The sequence below is a fragment of the Sulfitobacter sp. genome (genome assembly GCF_039977885.1).
Classification (GTDB): Bacteria; Pseudomonadota; Alphaproteobacteria; order Rhodobacterales; family Rhodobacteraceae; genus Sulfitobacter.
Map to the genome: position 1 here is coordinate 225,206 of NZ_JBDWCI010000008.1, position 18,561 is coordinate 243,766.

Here is an 18,561-nt window from a genome sequence, read left to right on the forward strand (position 1 = left end):
AAGGCCCGGCAAGGTGCCGGCCTTGACCAGCCCCTACACAAGCTAGATGCTGGTGTACCTCTTCAGACCACAGCCAAAGGCCCGCACTGTGCAAGACACCACCCCTGATACCGTCCTGCAAGAACATAGGTTCCCTTGTGACACCTGCGGTTCTGACTTGCGCTATGATCCCGCTGGCGGGGTGATGCAATGTGACCACTGCGGCAACACCCAAAGCATCGGCACCGTATGGACCAACGCTCGCGCCATCGCCGAGCTCGACCTGCGGCGCGGCCTGTCCCAAACGCTGGGCAGTGCCGAGATGGAAGAAACTCGCGTCAGCCAATGTCCCAATTGCGCGGCACAGGTAGAATTCGACGCCGATACCCAAGCAGCGGAATGCCCTTTCTGCGCCACCCCTGTGGTGGTTGATACCGGCGTGCACCGTCATATCAAACCACGCGCCGTGCTGCCCTTTGCCCTGCCCGAGCAAACCGCCCGCGATGCGATGGTCGATTGGCTGGGCAGCTTATGGTTTGCGCCAAACGGGCTACAGGCCTATGCCCGCAAGGGTCGCCAGATGGACGGCATCTATGTGCCCTATTGGACCTATGATGCGCAAAGCGACACCCGCTATACCGGTGAACGCGGGACTGTCTATTACGTAACCCAAACCGTTATCCGCGATGGCAAACGCCAACAGATCCGCGTGCCCAAAATACGCTGGCGCAGCACCTCGGGCCGTGTGGCGCGGTTCTTTGATGATGTGCTGGTGCTTGGGTCGCGGTCGCTGCCCAAACGGTTCACCGACGCGCTAGAGCCATGGGATCTGGCAGCGCTTGAGCCCTATGCCCCCGAATACCTCGCAGGCTTTCGCGCTGAAGGCTATACTGTGGCCCTCGATGAAGGGTTTGACGAGGCGCAGGCACGGATGCACGCCATGATCGAGCGGGATATCAAATTCGACATCGGCGGCGACCGTCAGCGCATCCACTCGATGGATGTCGACCTCAGCAATATGACCTTCAAACACATCCTGTTGCCTGTCTGGCTTGCCGCCTATAAATACCGCGGCAAGACCTACCGCTTTGTCGTAAACGGGCGCACAGGCCGCGTGCAGGGGGAACGCCCCTACTCCGCGATCAAGATTACATTCGCCGTTCTCGCAGGGCTCATCGCCGCAGCGATCCTCGGTTATTTCTACGCGCAGAACGGACGACTATGACCGCCATCGACACTTTGACCCAGATTCTGCACGACCGCCGTTCCTGCCGCGCCTTCCTGCCTGATCCTGTACCCGATGCCGACCTCACACGCATCGTACAGGAAGCCCGCCACGTGCCGTCATGGTGCAATGCGCAGCCTTGGCAAGTCGATATCACCAAAGGTGCGGGCACCGAACGTCTGCGCGCCGCATTGATAGACACAGCGGCCAAAGGCACCCCCATGACGCCTGATCTGGACTGGCCCACGCGTTATAGCGGTGCGTACGGCCAGCGGCGGCGCAACTGCGGCTTCCAACTGTACAGAGCCGTCGGTGTTGAAAAAGCCGACCGCGCCGGTCGTAAGGCACAAATGCTGCGCAATTATGCGCTATTTGACGCGCCTCATGTCGCCATCGTGCACAGCCCCGCCGAGCTGGGCCCTTATGGTGCCATGGATACTGGTGGCTTTGTTACGGCCTTCACACTGGCGGCGACCGCGCTCGGGATCGCCACGATACCGCAAGCCGCCATCGCGGCCTATGCCCCTCTTCTCAAGGAGCACCTTGGAATTGCGCAAGACAGGTTGATCCTTTGCGCTATCTCGCTGGGATATGAAGATAAAGACGATCCCGCCAACAGTTTCCGCACCCCTCGCGCAGAGACGGATGAAATCATCCGCTGGCACGACGAATGAGGGCGCTGCTGCAACGGGTCACCGACGCCTCTGTGACGGTCGAAGGCGAGGTTATCGGAGAAATCGGCGCAGGGTTTCTGATCCTTGTTTGTGCCATGCCCGAGGATACCACCGCCACAGCCGAAGCGCTTGCGCTTAAGGTCTCAAAGCTGCGGCTGTTCAAGGACGATGCGGGAAAGATGAACCTGAGCCTTGCTCAAACCGGCGGGGCAGCATTGGTCGTAAGCCAATTCACTCTGGCCGCAGATACATCACGCGGCACACGGCCCGGGTTTTCCTATGCGGCAAAACCCGATGTGGCGAAAACGCTCTATCTGCACTTCGCCGAGGCCTTGCGCGGCCTGAACATCCCCGTGCAAACGGGAGAGTTCGGCGCGAATATGTCTGTTGCTTTGACAAATGACGGGCCAGTGACGATCTGGCTCGATACTGAGGACTAGCGCCCCTACCCCCACCTCGCACAAACAAAATGCGGACCACATTGGCCCGCATCTTGAGTCTTATGAACATGGTTTGCGGGCCAGCACTCCGCGGGGTTACGGCTCGCGGAAGGCTTCCTTGGACTTATACAGCGGCTTGAGCAGGTATTGCAGCACCGTCTTGGAGCCCGTGTGCAGCTCGACGCTGGCTTGCATGCCAGGGCGGATTTCCAGCTCGGATTGGCGCGGGGTCAGGTGCTCTGTGTCCACGGCAAGGATCACCTTGTAATGCGGGTCACCATCAGGATCACGGGCGCGCTCGTCCTTGAAGGTATCTGCCGAGATGATTTTCACCTCGCCCTGAAGCGTGCCGTAGATTGTGTAATCGTAAGCCGACAGTTTGACCGTTGCGGCCTGCCCACGGCGTACGCCTGCGATATCTTCGGGCTTGACCCGTGCCTCAACGAACATTTCCTCATCCAACGGAATAATCTGCAGAATTTCCTCACCGGGGCGGACGACGCCACCGATGGTGGTCACCGCCAGATTGTTCACAATGCCGCGCAGCGGGCTGTGCAGCACTGTGCGCTCAAGCTGGTCCTCGCTTGCCTTGAGGTTCTGCCGCAGGGTCGACAGCTCTCTCAATACGTCTGAATATTCCTGAGCACGCTCCAGCTCGGTGCGTGTGACGATTTCATCGAACTTGATACGCGCGTCAGCAAAGGCCTTGCGCGCGCGCGTGGCCTCGATCAGCGATACGATCTTGTTCTTGAGCAGACCGTCCATCAGGTCGCGTTCCGCCTGTGCTTCGGCAAGAACCCGTTTCGCGCCATCCATGTTAGAGATATAATCAGACTGGCGCGCGTGCAGCAGGGCGGCCTCGGATGTCATCATCTCGGGGGTGCGTTGCGCCCATTGTTGAGGCACGTCAAATTCATAGGCCCCTTCCATCTCGGCCTCGAGCCGCAACCGCCGGATTTCGAACGCGCTGATCTGGTCGGTCAGATCATCCACAGCGGATTGAAAGCCCGTGTTGTGCAAACGCGCCAATACATCACCGGTCTCGACAATGTCGCCTTCGCCCACGGCCAGCTCGGCCAAAATACCGCCTTCGAGGTTCTGGATAATCTGCGGTCGCGAGCTGCTGATCATAGAACCTTCGGCACGAACGATTTCATCCACCCAAGCGAAAAACGCCCAGATTAGAAAGACAATCACAGTCGCCGCAGATAGCCAGACCACCATGGAGGGGCCCCGCATTTGTCTGGTGATATGGGTATCCATTCCAGTGCTCATGCTGCACCTCCTTTAACGCCGGTAAGATGCGCAAGAACTTCGTCTTTGGGGCCGTCAATGCTCATCCGGCCATTGTTCAGAACAATCGTGCGCGTGGTCAGTTGCAAGATCGGGGCTCGGTGCGTGGCAATCACGGCTGTCCGGCCCGACATCCAGCTTTCAAGCCGTTTCACCAGCCCTTGCTCGAGCTTCTGATCCAATGCAGCCGTTGGTTCATCCAGCAGACAAATCTTGGGGTCTTGCAGCCACAGCCGCGCCCAGCCGATGGATTGGCGCTGCCCGATGGACAGGCCGGCACCTGCGTCGAGAATTTCCAGATCAAGACCCTTGGGGTGATTGCGCACAAACGCTCCCAGACCCGCGAATTCCAGCGCGGCCATCAACCGCTCGTCGTCGCGCTCCAGCATCGTCAGGTTCAGGTTGTCGCGTAATGTGCCCGAGAACAGGCGCACATCCTGCCCCAGATAACCGATCAACCTGCGCAAATCGCGCGGTTCAATCTGGGTCATCTCGGTACCGTCGATCAACACGCGGCCCGTGGTGGGCGCATAAAGGCCGCTCAGCACTTTGAGCAATGAGGATTTACCCGAACCATTCGCCCCGAGGATCGCAATGCGTTGCCCCGGCAAGATGTTGATCCCCGGCAGGTCGAGTGTCGGTGCGCCCTCTTCGATGTAGCGGAAAGTGACATCGCGCAGCTCAAAATTGCCAGCCAGATGATCGCGGCGCATATAGGTACGGCCTGTGGCAGCGTCCTGTTCGGAACCTGCGATATGCTCCAACCCGTCGAGGGCTGATTTCACATTACCCCAGCGCGCCATTGTCCCTGCCAATTGTGTCAGCGGTGCCAATGTGCGCGATGTCAGGATGCCGGTGGCGATGATCGAACCGACCGTAAACTGCCCTGCAAACACCAGATATGTGCCCATGATCACCGCGGCTACATAAGTACCCTGCTGAACCCCTTGGGACCAGAACGTGAGCGCCGATGCCAGCTTGCGTTGCTCTGAGGATTTGACAGCAGAAAGCGTTGTCAGCTCCGACCACAGACGCTGCACACGGTCTTCGCCGCGCTGGGTCTTGACGGTATCAAGCTCGAAAATCGCCTCATGTAGCAACCGCGATGATTTTGCGTGCGCCCCTTGGGTTTCCTTTGTCAGGCTGATCATGCGCTTTTGCATGAAAAACCCCGGCACGACCATCAGGATGCCGCCCAACACCAGCACCCAGACCACATTGCCCGCAATGGAGGCCACAAGCGCAAGGAAGACAAAGATGAACGGAATATCGGCAATCGTTCCGATTGTAGAGGCGGTAAAGAACTCCCGCACCGAGCTGAATTCGCGCATGGAGGAGAAAGTATCAGAGGGTGCCTGAGGCCGCTTGTCGCTGCGCATCCCCAGAACACGGCTCATCAACAGTTGCAAAACCGAGATTTCAATCTGCCGCCCTGCCCCGTCCATCAGCTGTGCGCGGGCAATTTTGATAAAGGCTTCCATCAGCAGCGCCAGTACGGCACCAGCGGCCAGCACCCACAGCGTGGCTTCAGATTGGTGCGGGATCACACGGTCATAGACCTGCAAGGAAAACAGCGCGACGGCCACGGCCAAAAGGTTGGCCACAAACGAGCCAAGTGCCACTTCGCACAACTGCCGTTTGAAAGTACCGAATTGCCCCCAGAACCAATGCGCAGGCTTTTCAGCGGTTTTGTGAACCTCGGCCACTTTTTCAATCGGCATCTGCGCCCGCAGGGTCACACCCGAAAAGAAGGGTACAAAATCTTCTGCTGGCACTGTCGCGCGGTTGTCAGGACAGGTTGTGTCATAAACAACCAGGTCGCCGTTCTCGCGGCCCATCACCAAAAGCAACTGGCCCGATGTCATATAGACCAAAGCTGGATATGCCTGATCATCCAGTGAGGCCGCATTCTGCAACTCGGCACTCAGCCCGTTGCGGCGCAGCAATGTCGCGATAACCTGTGCTTCCTCACGGCTGTTTGTCTCGGGGGTCAGGCGACGGATCAGCGCCTCGGAGAGATCTGCCTGAGATACCTCGGCCCCCAAAACGCTTGCATAGGTCGAGATTAGGGCACCACGGGCACGCAGGCGGTCCTCGAAGGTGGATGAATTGCTTGGCTTGGGCGTGTCTGCCCCATCAACAGCACGAAGGCGCGCCGCGTTGCCATTCACGATCGTAAGGGTAAACGGTTTGCTCATATCTGTGATCCATCCGCCAGAACGCCCAGCAGTTCGGCCATGGCCAGACGCAAGCGAATTGCTTCGTATTTCAGGGAAACTTCTGCTTCTTGCTGATTGGCAAAGGTCTCGTAGACACCTACCACATCAAGGACCTGCCTCTGGCCGCCGTCATATTGCGCCTGAAACAGATCGAGGTTTTTCTTGGCTTGCGCCGTCAGTTCGGCGGCCTCGGCAGCCTGCCGTTCGGTCGAAGCAATATCACCCTCGAGGCGGCGCAGCTGGCGGTTGGCGTCTTCCATCGCTTGCGCGACCTGACGGCCTGCGGCCTCTTTTGTGGCCTCAATGGCTTTCAACTGGTCACCGGTGCCGAGGTTCAGCAAGCTATCTGAGCTGACAATCAGCCCCAGACTGCTGCCCACGTTGCCGCCAGCGCTAAGCCCCGGCAGTTGTTCGGCACGGTCTACTTTGGCCGCGGCAATCGCACGGATCTTTTCCGCCTCGGCTTGGGTCACGGTCAAAGGCTGGGCCAGCGACGCGTCTACCGGCAAAGCGGATACCCCGCGCACGTCACTCAGATCGCCGATTGCCATGGCGTTGAGTTCGGCAATAGCAGTGGTTGCTGTTTCTGCTGCTGCCGATTGGCTCGCGCGGATTTCTGACATGGTCTGGCGTACGATATTGAGGTCCGAGCTGTCAGATACGCCGCCCTCGACGCGCTGCTCCATCACCCATTCAAAATGCCCGACATCTTTTGCCGCTTTGCTTTGCAGTTCGTAAATCTCGCGTGCTTCAACCGCAGAGACATAAAGCTCAAGCCCCGTGCGCACACGCTCGTTCGTATCCGCAGCCAAAGCCACTGCCGCAACTTCCACATCGGCCACAGCGAACTCCCGTTCGCCTTTTTTGCGGCCATTATCAAAGATAACCTGTTCGACCACGATATTTGTCACCAACGACCCCAGAGAGGTCAGGCTGACGGTCGGGCCCAGCGAGGGAAGCCAGTTTTTGGATGCCGCGCGCGAACGCAACTGCGCCGCGCGCAGTTCGCTTTCGGCGGTCCGTGAATTGGCTGCCAATACGGCCGTCGCCACACGACTATACGGGCCACCCTCAGGCAGCACCGAACGCCGGGCAATCAGGCCCTGAATGATATCGCTTTGCGCGTTGATCTTTTGTTCATGTGTCGGTTTTTCAGAGGATGTCACATCCCCCGTGTCCAGCATTGCAACCGCTTCCGTTTCCGGTGCGCGCGCATCGCTGCCTAAATCCGACATACATCCTGTCAGCATCAGCGCGCCTGCACACACTGCTACTGTCTTTCGCCTACACTGCCCCATATCCTGCCCTTAACGTGCCGATATTTATAATTATTTTAGTTTTTGTTTTTATGTGTCGGGTGCGGCGGTGGTTTGGCCCCGCCGCATCCCGTTATCGTGGTAAGCGTCTTGCTTAGATGGTGACAGGAACTTCCTGCTCGACCAACAGCGTGCCTTCGGCACCTACTGAGAAGACGTTGAATGTCTGACCGTCGACTGTCTGCGTCCCTTGGGCCACGCCATCCTCGACGATCACCGAATCCTCGGAAGAGCCGCGGATGGTGAGGGTGTTGGTGTCCGTGGACAGCGCCAGAAGGCTGGCTTCGTCGATGACAACGCTTGCTGCTTCGGCAAAATCAAGATCGAGGCTTTCGATCTGGAACTCACCCAGCGCGCTGTTTGACAGATCCACCGAGCTGGTCGTGCTTTCATCATCGAGGACCAGATATGTGCCGGATGTGTTGCCAGCCGCATCTGTCGAGTTCACGATCAACTGCGACCCGTTTGGCACGTCGCTTTCGAAGGTGAACGTTGTCTCACCCAGATCATTCGTGCCCTGAACACCAGCCACCTCAGAGATGGAACCGTCGGTTTCCACTTGTGACACAGTCTGTACGTCTGCCTCGGCTCCGGTCGCGTCCATGTCCGCTTCGATCGAGATCCCGCGGAAACCGTCGCGGCCATCAGTGACCGAGTTGATGATCGGGCCATCAGGTGCTTCGGTGTCGATGGACAGCGTATCTTCGATCAACGCAGTGTTGCCGACGTGGTCGGTCGCGCTGACGATGATGTCGGTCTCATATGTACCGCTGCGGATTGCCGATGCCGGGATATCCAGCGACCAGTTTCCTGCCGCGTCGACGATTGCATCAAAGCTGGTACTGTCAAACAGAACACTTACAGTGGAGCCTGCTTCGACCTGACCGCCCAATTCGATGCCCGAAGCAACGTCAGCTGCGTTCAGGGTCTCATCGAAATCGGAAGAAAGATCAAATCCAAGCGTATCAACTTCGGTATCCACCTCGACTGTGCTCGACACGGTACGCTCGTTGCCCGCCGCATCAGTTGCAGTCACAGAAGCCGTTGTTGTGAAAGTACCGGTTTCCAGCGCGGAGGCGTCGAAATTCGCAGTCCAGTTGCCAGCCGCATCAACAACACCTGCAACAGTCTGACCGCCCAGCGTAACAAGAACAGAGCTCGAACCTGCTTCGGTGGTGCCGCTCAGCTGGATGCCATTGGCGCGCTCGGTTGCGTTGATGATGTTATCTGCCGTTACGGGCGTATCAATCGCAAGGTTATCTACCCGTGTATCAACCTCGACGCTGTCAGATGCAGAGCGGCTGTTGCCGAATTCATCTGTGGTCGTCGCGGTGATTTCAGCAGTGTAGACGCCCGCTGCGACATCATTGGCCGAGAAGAATGCTTCCCAGTTGCCAGATGCATCTGCGATCACATTGGTGCTTGCACCTTCCAGGGTAACAGTCACAACCGCGCCCGGATCAGCAGTACCTGTCAGAACGACACCGTCGCTTGCTTCGGCTTCGTTGATAACATCGTCACCTTCAACCGGATCAGGGTCGATCGTCAGGACACCGGCATCAGTGTCAACAACCACAGATGTCGTGGCCGTGTCGATGTTGCCTGCGGCATCTGTCGCAGTGGCGGTGATTGCTGTTGTGTAGGTACCAGCGGCAATTGTGCCCGCCGCAAATGTCGCTGTCCAGCTGCCGTTGGCTGCAACAACCGCATCCACGGTGGTCCCATCCAATTCAACCGTTACGGTCGAACCCGGCTCGGTCTGGCCCGAAACATTCAATGGCTGACCTGCTTCTTCGGCGTTGATCACCCCATCGGCACCGCCGGTGGAAGATGTGATCGAGAAGTCGCGCACGAATGTATCAACTTCGAAAGTACCCGAAGTCGTTGCGGTGTTGCCGAAAGTATCGGTTGCAACAACAGATACGGTACCTGTGTATTCCCCTTCAACCAGCTGTGTCGATGTGAAGGTAGAAGACCATGTGCCCTCTTGCGTTGCGATAACAGTTTGCGTGATGCCGCCCACTGTCACTTCGACGGATGCGCCGGGCTGTGCTGTGCCGGTAAAGGCCACGCCTTCGCTGAACTCGGCGCCGTTGATAACGCCGTCGCCCGCAACCGAAGCGGCATCGACAGTCACGGTTGTCACCGTATCAACCACAAGAACATCTGTGAAAGTCGCGCTATTGCCAAAGCTGTCGGTGGTTACCGCAGTGATCGTGGAGGTGTATTCACCACCCTCAAGCGTGCCTGCGTCCCATGTGGCGGTCCACAGACCATCAGCACCAATGACCGACGTCTGGGTGATGCCTTCGATGGTGACTGCGATTGTGGCACCAGCCTCGCCTGTGCCGCTCAGGGTGACACCATCTGCAAAGCTCACGCTGTTAAAGAAATCACCAGTGGATTCTGTACCTTCGGTAAAGGTCAGTTCCGGAGCAGTTGTATCAATTTCAAAGGATGGGCCGTCCAGAGTGACAGTGTCGCCATCGCTGTTGGTTACATCAACGACTGAATCGTACACACCGTCTTCGGGGAAATCCTCACCCTCGAAAACAGCCTCGAAATTGCCCTCTTCGTCAATCACGGCTTCGACTGACTCATCGCCAACGGTGACAACAACTGTGTCGCCCGGCTCACCGCCGCCGGTGATGGTCAGCGTATCTTGTGTCTCGTCATCGCCGCCGATCACAACATTGGCGTCTGCATCGTTCACGAAAGGGGCCGCAGGGCCATCATCGGAGTCGCCATCGCCGCCGCCGGCGAGAATTGCCGCGCCGCCAAGACCCGCTGCAACAGCTGCGCCGCCGCCCAGACCAAGCAAGCTACCCCCACCCAGAAGGGCGGCACCCAACATGGACACATCACCGTCACCATCGGCCAATGGCACACCGGCCACTTCGGAATTGCCGAGGAAGATCAGATCATCCGACGGGCTCCATTTGCCCCATTCGGACGTTGGCCCGTATTGCGCATACAGATTGCCCTGCCCCTGATCCACAAAGCTCACTTCGTTCAGGTAGCCATCGGCAGAAACAAACAGGCGGTTCGCGTCACCGGTTTCGTTAAAGAAGTTGTCGATCGTGATCGTGCGCCCATCGCTAAGCGTCATCACAAGGCTATCGCCCGAGCGGACCTGGCTCGCGAAATCCGATTGACGTGCGTTAATGGAAATTTCCTGGCCTGCACCGGCCACGATCACTTGGTTCTGTGCATCCGCGGACACTGTCCCCCGCTGCAAATCGCCCGCACTTCCACGGACAACGAAATCAATCGCCTTCATAGTTCTACCACTCTACCTCAAAAGTACCCGCACGCATGCTGGATACTTGGTTCTGATTTTTTATTTTTACTGCTACCCGGCCCGTTCGAGCGTGCCGTGATTTCACCTTTATTCGGCCACAATATTCAGACGATTCGGCAAAATCCAGCATTTAATTCGATTTTATTCCCTATTTACCTAGATATGGCGCCTTCTGTGGCACAAACGCCCACAATATGTGTCCTTCACCTACGCCCACATTACGTAAACATGTGGCTGATTCCGACCCCGCAACTAATGATTGCAAAACGTAAGGCATCACGCGTTGACACTGCTTCGTTTCAGGCCGACCTTGAGAGCATGACACAACCAAATGATCCGCTGCGCCCTGTCACCGAAGACCCCGATCATCCCATTATCATGTCAGACGGCACACGGCTGTCCGCGCGGCTTTGGACCCCTCAAGATGCCAATAGCGATCCTGTCCCGCTGATCCTTGAATTCCTGCCCTACCGTAAACGCGATGGCACCTGCGCACGCGACGCGCTGACACATCCCTATTTCGCTGCCCGCGGCTATGCCTGCGCCCGTGTGGATATGCGCGGCAACGGTGACAGCGAAGGGATCATGGAGGATGAATATAGCCCACAGGAGCTGGCAGATGCGGTCGAGGTCATTCAATGGGCTGCCGCACAGCCATGGTGCAATGGAAATGTCGGCATGATGGGGATCAGCTGGGGCGGGTTTAACGCGCTTCAGGTGGCAAGCCTCGCACCCGATGCCCTCAAGGCGATCATCACGCTATGCTCTACCGTGGACCGTTTTGCCGATGACATACATTATAAAGGCGGCTGCCTGCTCAACGAGAATCTCGGCTGGGGTGCCACCATGTGGAGTTATTCCAGCCGCGCACCCGACCCCGCCCTGCGGGAGAATTGGCGCGAGATGTGGCTGGAGCGACTTGAACACGAACCCTTTCTGCCCTCTGTCTGGCTGCGCCATCAAAGCCGCGACGCCTATTGGCAGCACGGGTCGGTCTGCGAGGACTACAATGCGATAAAGGCAAAAGTGCTGGCTATCGGGGGCTGGGGCGATGCCTATAAGAATACAGTGCCACGGCTTGTCGAAGCATTGGAGGGCGCAAAAGGCATTGTCGGCCCTTGGGTTCATAAATACCCGCATTTCGCCGTACCGGAACCGCGCATCGGCTTTTTGCAAGAAGCGTTGCGTTGGTGGGATCATTGGCTAAAGGGGATTGATACCGGCGTAGAGAATGACCCTGACTACCGCGCATACCTTATGGACGGGGTACGACCGGCAGGCTGGTATACATCCCGTGAAGGCCGCTGGATCGCCGAGCAGCGGGGCGCGACAAGTCATCTTCCTGTGCAGACCCTGCATTTGGGCACCGGTGGTGTGCTTGATAATACGCCACAGCCCCTGAGCGACCGCGTCGCCTCTCCTGCACATTGCGGTGCAGCGGCGGGTGAATACTGTGCAATATGGCTGGGCCCGGAGATGCCGGGCGACCAGCGCGCGGATGATGCGCTGTCGTCTACATACACTTCCGCGCCCCTGACCGGCGACATGAATATCGTCGGTGCCCCTCGGGTGACCCTGACGCTGGCCTGTGACAAACCCCAAGCACAAATCGCCGTGCGATTGAACCATATTCATGCCGACGGGGCCGCAACCCGCATTACATATGGTGTGCTTAACCTGTCGCACCGCAACAGTGCCGCACATCCCCAGCCCATGACCCCGGGCAAGACCGAGGAAATCACTCTGGACCTTGACCAGACTGCCTACCGCATCCCTGCGGGCGATCGCCTGCGGGTTTCGATCTCGACCGCGTATTGGCCGCTTTTGTGGCCGGCTCCGCAGGCTGCCTCGATTACACTGTCCCACGGCACTGTCATAGTGCCGCAACGCCCCACCACAGGCGAAGACGAGGTGCAATTTTTGCCGCCCGAGTCCGCCGCCCCCTGGCGCACCACCGAAATTCGTCCCGAAAGCCACATCCGGCGAAGCGAGGTTGATATGGTCACCGGCATTCACAGCCTCGTCATAGAGGATGACTTTGGCAAACTGCGCGATGACGATCACGGATTAATCAGTGGGTCGCGGGCGTCCGAGCGTTGGGATATCCACCCCGATGATCCGCTAAGCGCGCGCGGGAATTGTGATTGGGAGGATGAAATGGAGCGGGACGGCATCCAGCTTCGCACGCGCGCGCAATGTAGTATGTGGTCGGATTTGGAAAAATTCCACCTCACCGCGAAAATTGAAGCTTGGGAAAATGGCACACTTATATACAGCCGCGACGTCAAAGATAGCGTTTCACGGGGTGCCCTATAGTGCTGCGCCCCCTAACCCGGCATTCCCCCTTGCAGCACGTGACCAAATGCGTAACCCTTAAGCATCAATCAAAAACGAGCGTGCGCAAAAGACGTACGATTCCAACTGGGAGACGACCACTATGAACGATCAACTCAAAGAGCTCAGCGCAGCTGTGACAAAAGGCGTGATGACACGCCGTGAATTTGTTGCGCGCGCAGCAGCCCTTGGCGTGACCGCCGCTGCGGCCAATTCGATGCTTGCCAGCTCGGCACAGGCCGATGGCCATGCGACACCTGTTGCAGGCGGTACTTTCCGTTTGGGTGTTCAGGGCGGCGAAAGCACAAACACACAAGATCCTGCAAGCTGGGCCTCCGATGTGCCGCTTCAGATCGGCTTTTTCTGGGGTGAGCCCCTTGTTGAGCTGGCCGAAGACGGCGGCCTGCGCGGTCTGGTCGCCGAAAGCTGGGAAGGCTCCAACGAGGCAAAGACCTGGACCTTTAACATCCGCCAAGGCTGTACCTTCTCGACCGGCGCACAGGTAACCGCCGATGACGTGATGAAAACGATGGAGCGCCACTCCAACGAAGATTCCAAATCCGGTGCTTTGGGCATCATGCAGGGCATCAAAAGCATGTCCGTGGACGGCAATAAATTCATCCTCGAGCTTGAAATCGGCAATGCCGATCTGCCCTATCAGATGGCAGACTACCACCTGATCATTCAGCCCGGTGGCGGCTTTGACGCTCCGGACGCCGCGATCGGCACTGGCCCTTACACAATGGAAAGCTATGAGCCCGGCGTGAGCGCAAAAGCTGTGCGTCGCGATGATTATTGGGGCGGCAGCCAAGAAGAAGTCGCGCATTACGATGCGGTTGAGCTGATTGTTCTCAACGATGCGACAGCACGTACCGCAGCGCTGCAATCAGGTCAGGTCGATGCCATCAACCGCGTCGAGCCAAAGATCGCAAAGCTGCTGGACCGCGCGCCGAACCTCGAAGTGACCAGCATTGGTGGCCGTGGCCACTATGTCTTTATCGCCCATGTCGATACTGCGCCGCTTGACAACAACGACCTGCGCCTTGCGTTGAAATATGCGATCAACCGCGAGGAGCTCGTCGACAAAATTCTGCAGGGTTACGGCACGGTTGGCAACGACATGCCCATCAACGCGGCCTACCCGCTGTTTGATGACTCGATCCCGCAGCGCAGCTTTGATCTGGATAAAGCCAAAGAGCACTATGAGAAATCCGGCCACGACGGCAGCCCTATCGTTCTGCGCGTCGCTGACGGTGCCTTCCCGGGTGCGGTAGATGCAGCAGCGCTGTTCCAACAATCCGCCCAAGCAGCAGGTATCCCGCTGGAAATCAAGCGCGAGCCAAACGATGGCTACTGGTCCGAAGTCTGGAACGTACAGCCCTTCTGTGCCTCCTATTGGGGCGGCCGCCCTGTCCAGGACCAGATGTATTCCACAGCCTATCTGTCGACCGCAGATTGGAACGACACACGCTGGAAAGTCGAAGAGTTCGACGCATTGCTTCTCGAAGCGCGCGCCGAATTGGACGAGACAAAGCGCAAAGAGCTCTATTCCAAAATGGGCCACATGCTCAACGAAGAGGGCGGTGTGATCCTGCCCATGTTCAACGACTTTGTTGATGCGATCTCTTCCGAGGTGAAGGGCTATGTGGGCAACCCGAACGGACCACAAGGCTATTGGAAGTCCTTCAAATACACTTGGAAAGCATAATCGGATCATGCATCCCATTGTAACTCTGGTCGCCCAGCGCTTAGCGCTGGGCCTCCTGCTCCTCTTCGCCGCGTCCATCCTCATTTTTGCCGGCACAACCATGCTGCCTGGCGATGTGGCGCAACAAATTCTTGGGCAGGGTGCCACGCCCGAAAACCTTGCCAACCTGCGCGCGGAACTAGGTCTGAATGATCCCGCACTCAGCCGTTATTTCAATTGGTTGGGCGGTGTTTTGCAGGGCGATCTGGGCACTGCGCTGACAAATGGCCGCGACATCGCCGAAAGCATCGGCGGACGTCTTAAAAACACCATGTTCCTTGCCTTTTGGGCTGCCCTGATTTCGGTCCCGCTTGCCATTTTTCTTGGCCTTCTTGCGGTTCGCTATAAAGACCGCTGGCCCGACAAACTGATCTCGGCGGTCACCCTGACCACGATCTCGATTCCCGAATTCATGATTGGTTACATTCTCGTTTACTGGCTTGCGATCAAATTGCGCTGGTTCCCGTCCGTTGCGATTATGAACGACTCGATGAGCCTTGGCGAAAAGCTCAACGCGATTGCGATCCCTGTGATGGTGCTGACGCTGGTCGTACTGGCGCATATGATGCGCATGACCCGCGCCGCGATCCTCAACGTGATGCAATCAGCCTATATTGAAACCGCAGAACTCAAGGGCCTGCGCCTGCTTACCGTGATCCGCAAACATGCCTTCCCGAACGCAGTCGCCCCCATCGTGAATGTGGTGATGATCAACATGGCCTATCTTGTCGTTGGTGTTGTCGTCGTCGAGGTTGTCTTTGCCTACCCCGGCATGGGCCAATATCTGGTCGATCACGTATCCAAACGCGATGTGCCTGTGGTTCAGGCGTGCGGACTAATCTTTGCGGCTGTCTACATCGGTCTCAACCTTATTGCTGATATTGTGTCCATTGTGACGAACCCGAGATTGAGGCATCCAAAATGACCCGCATTCCTCCTGCCGCCCTTCTTGGCCTGTTCTTTACGACAGTGTTTTTCCTTTGCGCCGTCTTCGCGCCCTTCATTGCCCCCTACGGTATGGCAGAGGTCGTGGGAGACGTCTGGGAACCGTCCTCATCCGAATTCCTGCTTGGCACCGACAGCATTGGCCGCGACCTGCTGAGCCGGATGATCTGGGGCGGGCGCACCACCATATTTATCGCCACAGCCGCCACAATCCTGAGCTTTGCCACAGGATCCATCCTTGGCTTTTTCGCAGCTGTCTCTGGCGGTTGGGTCGACCAAGTGCTGAGCCGCTTTATCGACCTGATCATGTCGATCCCCGCGCTGATCTTTGCGCTGGTCGTGCTGTCGGTATTGCCGACAACAATTGTAACGCTGATCGTGCTGATGGGGCTGCTCGACAGCACGCGGGTGTTCCGCCTTGCCCGTGCTGTGGCTGTAGACATCACCGTTATGGACTATGTCGAAGCCGCCCGCCTGCGCGGCGAGAAAATCGGCTGGATCATCTTCCGCGAGACATTGCCGAACGCGCTATCGCCGCTGGTGGCCGAGATGGGTCTGCGATTTATCTTTATGGTGCTCTTTGTCTCGACCCTGTCCTTCCTTGGGCTCGGGGTGCAGCCCCCACAAGCGGACTGGGGTGGTATCGTGAAAGAGAATAAAGAAGGCATCAACTATGGCATTCAGGCTGCTCTCTACCCTGCCTATGCTATCGCTATTCTGTGTATCTCGATCAATCTTGTGGCCGACTGGGTTCTGTCGCGCACCACATCACTGAAAGGGGGCCGCGGATGAGCGAGCCACTATTGAAAGTACGCGGCCTTAAAATTGGCGCGACAATCTATCCACCCGGAGAGAAATCCCGCGACATCGAAATCGTCCATGGCGTCGATTTCGATCTGGAAGCGGGCAAGGTGCTGGGCCTGATCGGCGAGTCTGGTGCAGGTAAATCCACCATCGGTCTGGCCGCGATGGCCTACGGTCGCGGCGGGGTCGAGCTCACCGGTGGTGAGGTCTGGGTAAACGGACGCGACGTGCTCCAATCGAGCATGGCAGACAAGCGTCGCCTGCGCGGCGCCGAAGTCACCTATGTATCGCAATCTGCCGCCGCCTCGTTCAATCCGGCCAAACGGATCATGGAACAGGTCACCGAGGCCGCAATCCGTCAGAACAAATTTTCAAAAGCCGATGCCGAAGCCCGTGCAGTTGTGCTGTTTGAAAAACTCGGCCTGCCTGATCCTGAAAACATCGGGTCACGCTATCCGCACCAGGTGTCAGGTGGGCAGCTCCAGCGCTGTATGACCGCACTGGCGCTATGCCCCCAGCCTGATCTGGTGGTCTTTGACGAACCGACAACCGCGCTGGATGTGACCACCCAGATTGACGTGCTCAAAGCGATCAAGGATGCGATCCGCGACACCGGCGTTGCCGCCCTTTATATCACCCACGATCTGGCCGTTGTGGCACAGGTCTCTGATCACATCATGGTGCTGCAACAGGGTTCGATGGTTGAATATGGCACCACGGACCAGATCATCAACAACCCGGTTGAAGAGTACACACAGGCGCTGGTCTCTGTCCGCTCGATCAAACATATTGAGAAGACGCCGACCGACACACCAATCCTCAGCGTCAGTGGCGTCACTGCACGCTATCCCGGAACGGATTTTGATGTGCTCAAAGACATCAATGTCGATATTCATCCGGGGCAAACCCTTGCCGTTGTGGGCGAAAGCGGTTCGGGAAAATCCACACTTGCGCGGGTGATCACCGGCCTGCTGCCCCCCTCTGCGGGCGAGATCACCTTTGATGGCCGGACGCTTACTCCCGATCTGGCCACGCGGCCGCTGGAGGATCTGCGCGAGTTGCAAATGATCTACCAGATGGCTGACACGGCCATGAACCCGCGCCAGACCGTCGGCACGATCATCGGCCGTCCGCTCGAATTCTATTTCGGCCTCAAAGGCAAGGAAAAGCAACAGCGCATCCAAGAGCTGCTGGACGAGATCGAGCTGGGCGAAGGTTTTCAGGACCGCTATCCCGCCGAGTTGTCGGGCGGGCAAAAGCAGCGTGTCTGTATCGCCCGTGCACTGGCAGCCAAACCCAAGCTGATCATCTGTGACGAAGTGACAAGTGCGCTTGACCCGTTGGTTGCGGACGGGATTCTCAAACTTCTGTTGAACCTGCAAAAGGTTGAAGATGTCGCTTACCTGTTCATCACCCACGACCTCGCCACGGTAAAGGCGATCGCTGACAGTATCGCGGTGATGTATCAGGGCAGCGTTGTGCGCTATGGGCCAAAGTCACAGGTGCTTGCCCCGCCTTTTGACGATTACACCGACCTGTTGCTCAGCTCCGTGCCCGAGATGAAACTGGGTTGGCTCGAAGAAGTCATCGCGCACCGCAAAATGGAGAGCGCGGGCAATTAGCGCGCCGACCCGCCTTGCGCAACCGGCATAGCCAATGCCCCGACAGCGTTCGGGGCATTGGCGTTTTACTGTTAGCCGTTGGCCTTCATCAACTGCTCGAATGCGGGCAAAAGCTGATCACGCGTGCGGCTGCCGTTCAGCGTCTCGACGCGGTTTCCAGCAGCGTCAAACAACAACAGCGTGACATGGGGCACCCCTTGTACCTGTGCAAACACCGCGCCCGGTGTCTGGGTGATATCGGCAATCAGATACAATGGCTGATCCCCTTCCATATCTGACAGCGCCTTGCGCGTTTCGCGTTGCAAAGCATTGCAGATCGGGCATTGCGGGTCGTGAACCTGCACCACCGAAGGCACCCCCTGCCCGATGCGCGACAGATCACGTTCCGTGACCGAGCGGTTGAACGACGACACAGCCCATGCACCGCCGCCCGCAACCACACCCAGCCCCAAAGCACCCAGCCCCGTCCAAGCCAGCATATCGCGCCGTGTTCTTTTCGGTGCGACTGCGGTCGGGGCTTTTTGTTTTTGTTGCTGTTTACGTTTATTTGTGCGGGCCATGCCGAGCCTCCAAAATTGGAATATTCACCGCAGGCCTAACTGCAAATCTAGGGGGCGTCTGCACAAATTTATGTGTACATCCGCTTGCACCATTTCAAAGCC

The 18,561-nt window shown here is 57.8% G+C and carries 13 protein-coding genes; 8 read left to right on the top strand and 5 right to left on the bottom strand.

The genetic code is table 11. The annotated features are described in order from the left end of the window. The first annotated feature begins 88 nt into the window (after nucleotides 1-88). Genes ABJM03_RS05765 through dtd form a run of 3 tightly spaced genes read left to right on the top strand, consistent with a single transcriptional unit; the run spans nucleotide 89 to nucleotide 2,318 of the window. Complete coding sequence (locus tag ABJM03_RS05765; protein WP_348416262.1) at nucleotides 89-1,204, top strand: TFIIB-type zinc finger domain-containing protein; 1,116 nt, start codon at nucleotides 89-91, stop codon at nucleotides 1,202-1,204. After that, nucleotides 1,201-1,878 carry a nitroreductase gene (locus tag ABJM03_RS05770; protein WP_348416264.1) on the top strand — a complete coding sequence of 226 codons (678 nt, stop codon included), beginning with the start codon at nucleotides 1,201-1,203 and terminating at the stop codon, nucleotides 1,876-1,878. Before ABJM03_RS05765 ends, ABJM03_RS05770 begins: the two co-directional genes overlap by 4 nt. Beyond that, a complete protein-coding gene (dtd, locus tag ABJM03_RS05775; RefSeq protein ID WP_348416266.1) occupies nucleotides 1,875-2,318 on the top strand; it encodes a D-aminoacyl-tRNA deacylase in 444 nt (147 codons plus the stop codon). The genes ABJM03_RS05770 and dtd overlap by 4 nt, the downstream gene beginning before the upstream one ends. A gap of 96 nt (nucleotides 2,319-2,414) precedes the next feature. Here the strand turns inward: dtd and ABJM03_RS05780 are convergent, their stop codons facing one another. The 4 genes from ABJM03_RS05780 to ABJM03_RS05795 all read right to left on the bottom strand — a co-directional run bounded on the left by ABJM03_RS05780 (nucleotide 2,415) and on the right by ABJM03_RS05795 (nucleotide 10,426). Beyond that, nucleotides 2,415-3,593 (bottom strand): HlyD family efflux transporter periplasmic adaptor subunit, encoded by a 1,179-nt coding sequence (locus ABJM03_RS05780; protein WP_348416268.1) that lies wholly within the window; start codon nucleotides 3,591-3,593, stop codon nucleotides 2,415-2,417. Further along, the gene (locus tag ABJM03_RS05785; RefSeq protein ID WP_348416270.1) at nucleotides 3,590-5,809 is read right to left on the bottom strand and encodes an ATP-binding cassette domain-containing protein; all 2,220 of its coding nucleotides are present in this window, start codon (nucleotides 5,807-5,809) and stop codon (nucleotides 3,590-3,592) included. Before ABJM03_RS05785 ends, ABJM03_RS05780 begins: the two co-directional genes overlap by 4 nt. Continuing rightward, entirely contained in the window at nucleotides 5,806-7,080 is a 1,275-nt protein-coding gene (locus ABJM03_RS05790; protein ID WP_348416272.1) for a TolC family protein, read from the bottom strand. Before ABJM03_RS05790 ends, ABJM03_RS05785 begins: the two co-directional genes overlap by 4 nt. A gap of 160 nt (nucleotides 7,081-7,240) precedes the next feature. Beyond that, on the bottom strand, nucleotides 7,241-10,426 hold the full coding sequence (locus ABJM03_RS05795; RefSeq protein WP_348416274.1) for an Ig-like domain-containing protein: 3,186 nt from the start codon (nucleotides 10,424-10,426) through the stop codon (nucleotides 7,241-7,243). Between the two features lie 339 nt (nucleotides 10,427-10,765). Here ABJM03_RS05795 and ABJM03_RS05800 point away from each other — a divergent pair, with 339 nt between their 5' ends. From ABJM03_RS05800 to ABJM03_RS05820, 5 genes are all read left to right on the top strand, one after another. Further along, the gene (locus ABJM03_RS05800; RefSeq protein ID WP_348416276.1) at nucleotides 10,766-12,763 is read left to right on the top strand and encodes a CocE/NonD family hydrolase; all 1,998 of its coding nucleotides are present in this window, start codon (nucleotides 10,766-10,768) and stop codon (nucleotides 12,761-12,763) included. A 121-nt stretch (nucleotides 12,764-12,884) separates the two neighbouring features. After that, complete coding sequence (locus ABJM03_RS05805) at nucleotides 12,885-14,489, top strand: ABC transporter substrate-binding protein (RefSeq protein ID WP_348416278.1); 1,605 nt, start codon at nucleotides 12,885-12,887, stop codon at nucleotides 14,487-14,489. A gap of 7 nt (nucleotides 14,490-14,496) precedes the next feature. Beyond that, a complete protein-coding gene (locus tag ABJM03_RS05810) occupies nucleotides 14,497-15,453 on the top strand; it encodes an ABC transporter permease (protein ID WP_348416280.1) in 957 nt (318 codons plus the stop codon). Next, nucleotides 15,450-16,265, top strand: coding sequence for an ABC transporter permease (locus tag ABJM03_RS05815; protein WP_348416281.1), 816 nt, complete (start codon nucleotides 15,450-15,452; stop codon nucleotides 16,263-16,265). Before ABJM03_RS05810 ends, ABJM03_RS05815 begins: the two co-directional genes overlap by 4 nt. Further along, entirely contained in the window at nucleotides 16,262-17,899 is a 1,638-nt protein-coding gene (locus ABJM03_RS05820) for an ABC transporter ATP-binding protein (protein ID WP_348416283.1), read from the top strand. The genes ABJM03_RS05815 and ABJM03_RS05820 overlap by 4 nt, the downstream gene beginning before the upstream one ends. Before the next feature lie 71 nt (nucleotides 17,900-17,970). On the opposite strand, the gene ABJM03_RS05825 is transcribed toward ABJM03_RS05820, so the two are convergent. After that, nucleotides 17,971-18,459 (bottom strand): hypothetical protein, encoded by a 489-nt coding sequence (locus ABJM03_RS05825; RefSeq protein ID WP_348416285.1) that lies wholly within the window; start codon nucleotides 18,457-18,459, stop codon nucleotides 17,971-17,973. Nucleotides 18,460-18,561: the final 102 nt, after the last annotated feature.

Bases quoted from the DNA above. Each gene is read 5' to 3' on its own strand.
- dtd (WP_348416266.1), top strand. From the start codon at position 1,875: ATGAGGGCGCTGCTGCAACGGGTCACCGACGCCTCTGTGACGGTCGAA.
- ABJM03_RS05810 (WP_348416280.1), top strand. From the start codon at position 14,497: ATGCATCCCATTGTAACTCTGGTCGCCCAGCGCTTAGCGCTGGGCCTC.
- ABJM03_RS05780 (WP_348416268.1), bottom strand. From the start codon at position 3,593: ATGAGCACTGGAATGGATACCCATATCACCAGACAAATGCGGGGCCCC.
- ABJM03_RS05820 (WP_348416283.1), top strand. From the start codon at position 16,262: ATGAGCGAGCCACTATTGAAAGTACGCGGCCTTAAAATTGGCGCGACA.
- ABJM03_RS05790 (WP_348416272.1), bottom strand. From the start codon at position 7,080: ATGCTGACAGGATGTATGTCGGATTTAGGCAGCGATGCGCGCGCACCG.
- ABJM03_RS05795 (WP_348416274.1), bottom strand. From the start codon at position 10,426: ATGAAGGCGATTGATTTCGTTGTCCGTGGAAGTGCGGGCGATTTGCAG.
- ABJM03_RS05785 (WP_348416270.1), bottom strand. From the start codon at position 5,809: ATGAGCAAACCGTTTACCCTTACGATCGTGAATGGCAACGCGGCGCGC.
- ABJM03_RS05805 (WP_348416278.1), top strand. From the start codon at position 12,885: ATGAACGATCAACTCAAAGAGCTCAGCGCAGCTGTGACAAAAGGCGTG.
- ABJM03_RS05825 (WP_348416285.1), bottom strand. From the start codon at position 18,459: ATGGCCCGCACAAATAAACGTAAACAGCAACAAAAACAAAAAGCCCCG.
- ABJM03_RS05800 (WP_348416276.1), top strand. From the start codon at position 10,766: ATGACACAACCAAATGATCCGCTGCGCCCTGTCACCGAAGACCCCGAT.
- ABJM03_RS05815 (WP_348416281.1), top strand. From the start codon at position 15,450: ATGACCCGCATTCCTCCTGCCGCCCTTCTTGGCCTGTTCTTTACGACA.
- ABJM03_RS05770 (WP_348416264.1), top strand. From the start codon at position 1,201: ATGACCGCCATCGACACTTTGACCCAGATTCTGCACGACCGCCGTTCC.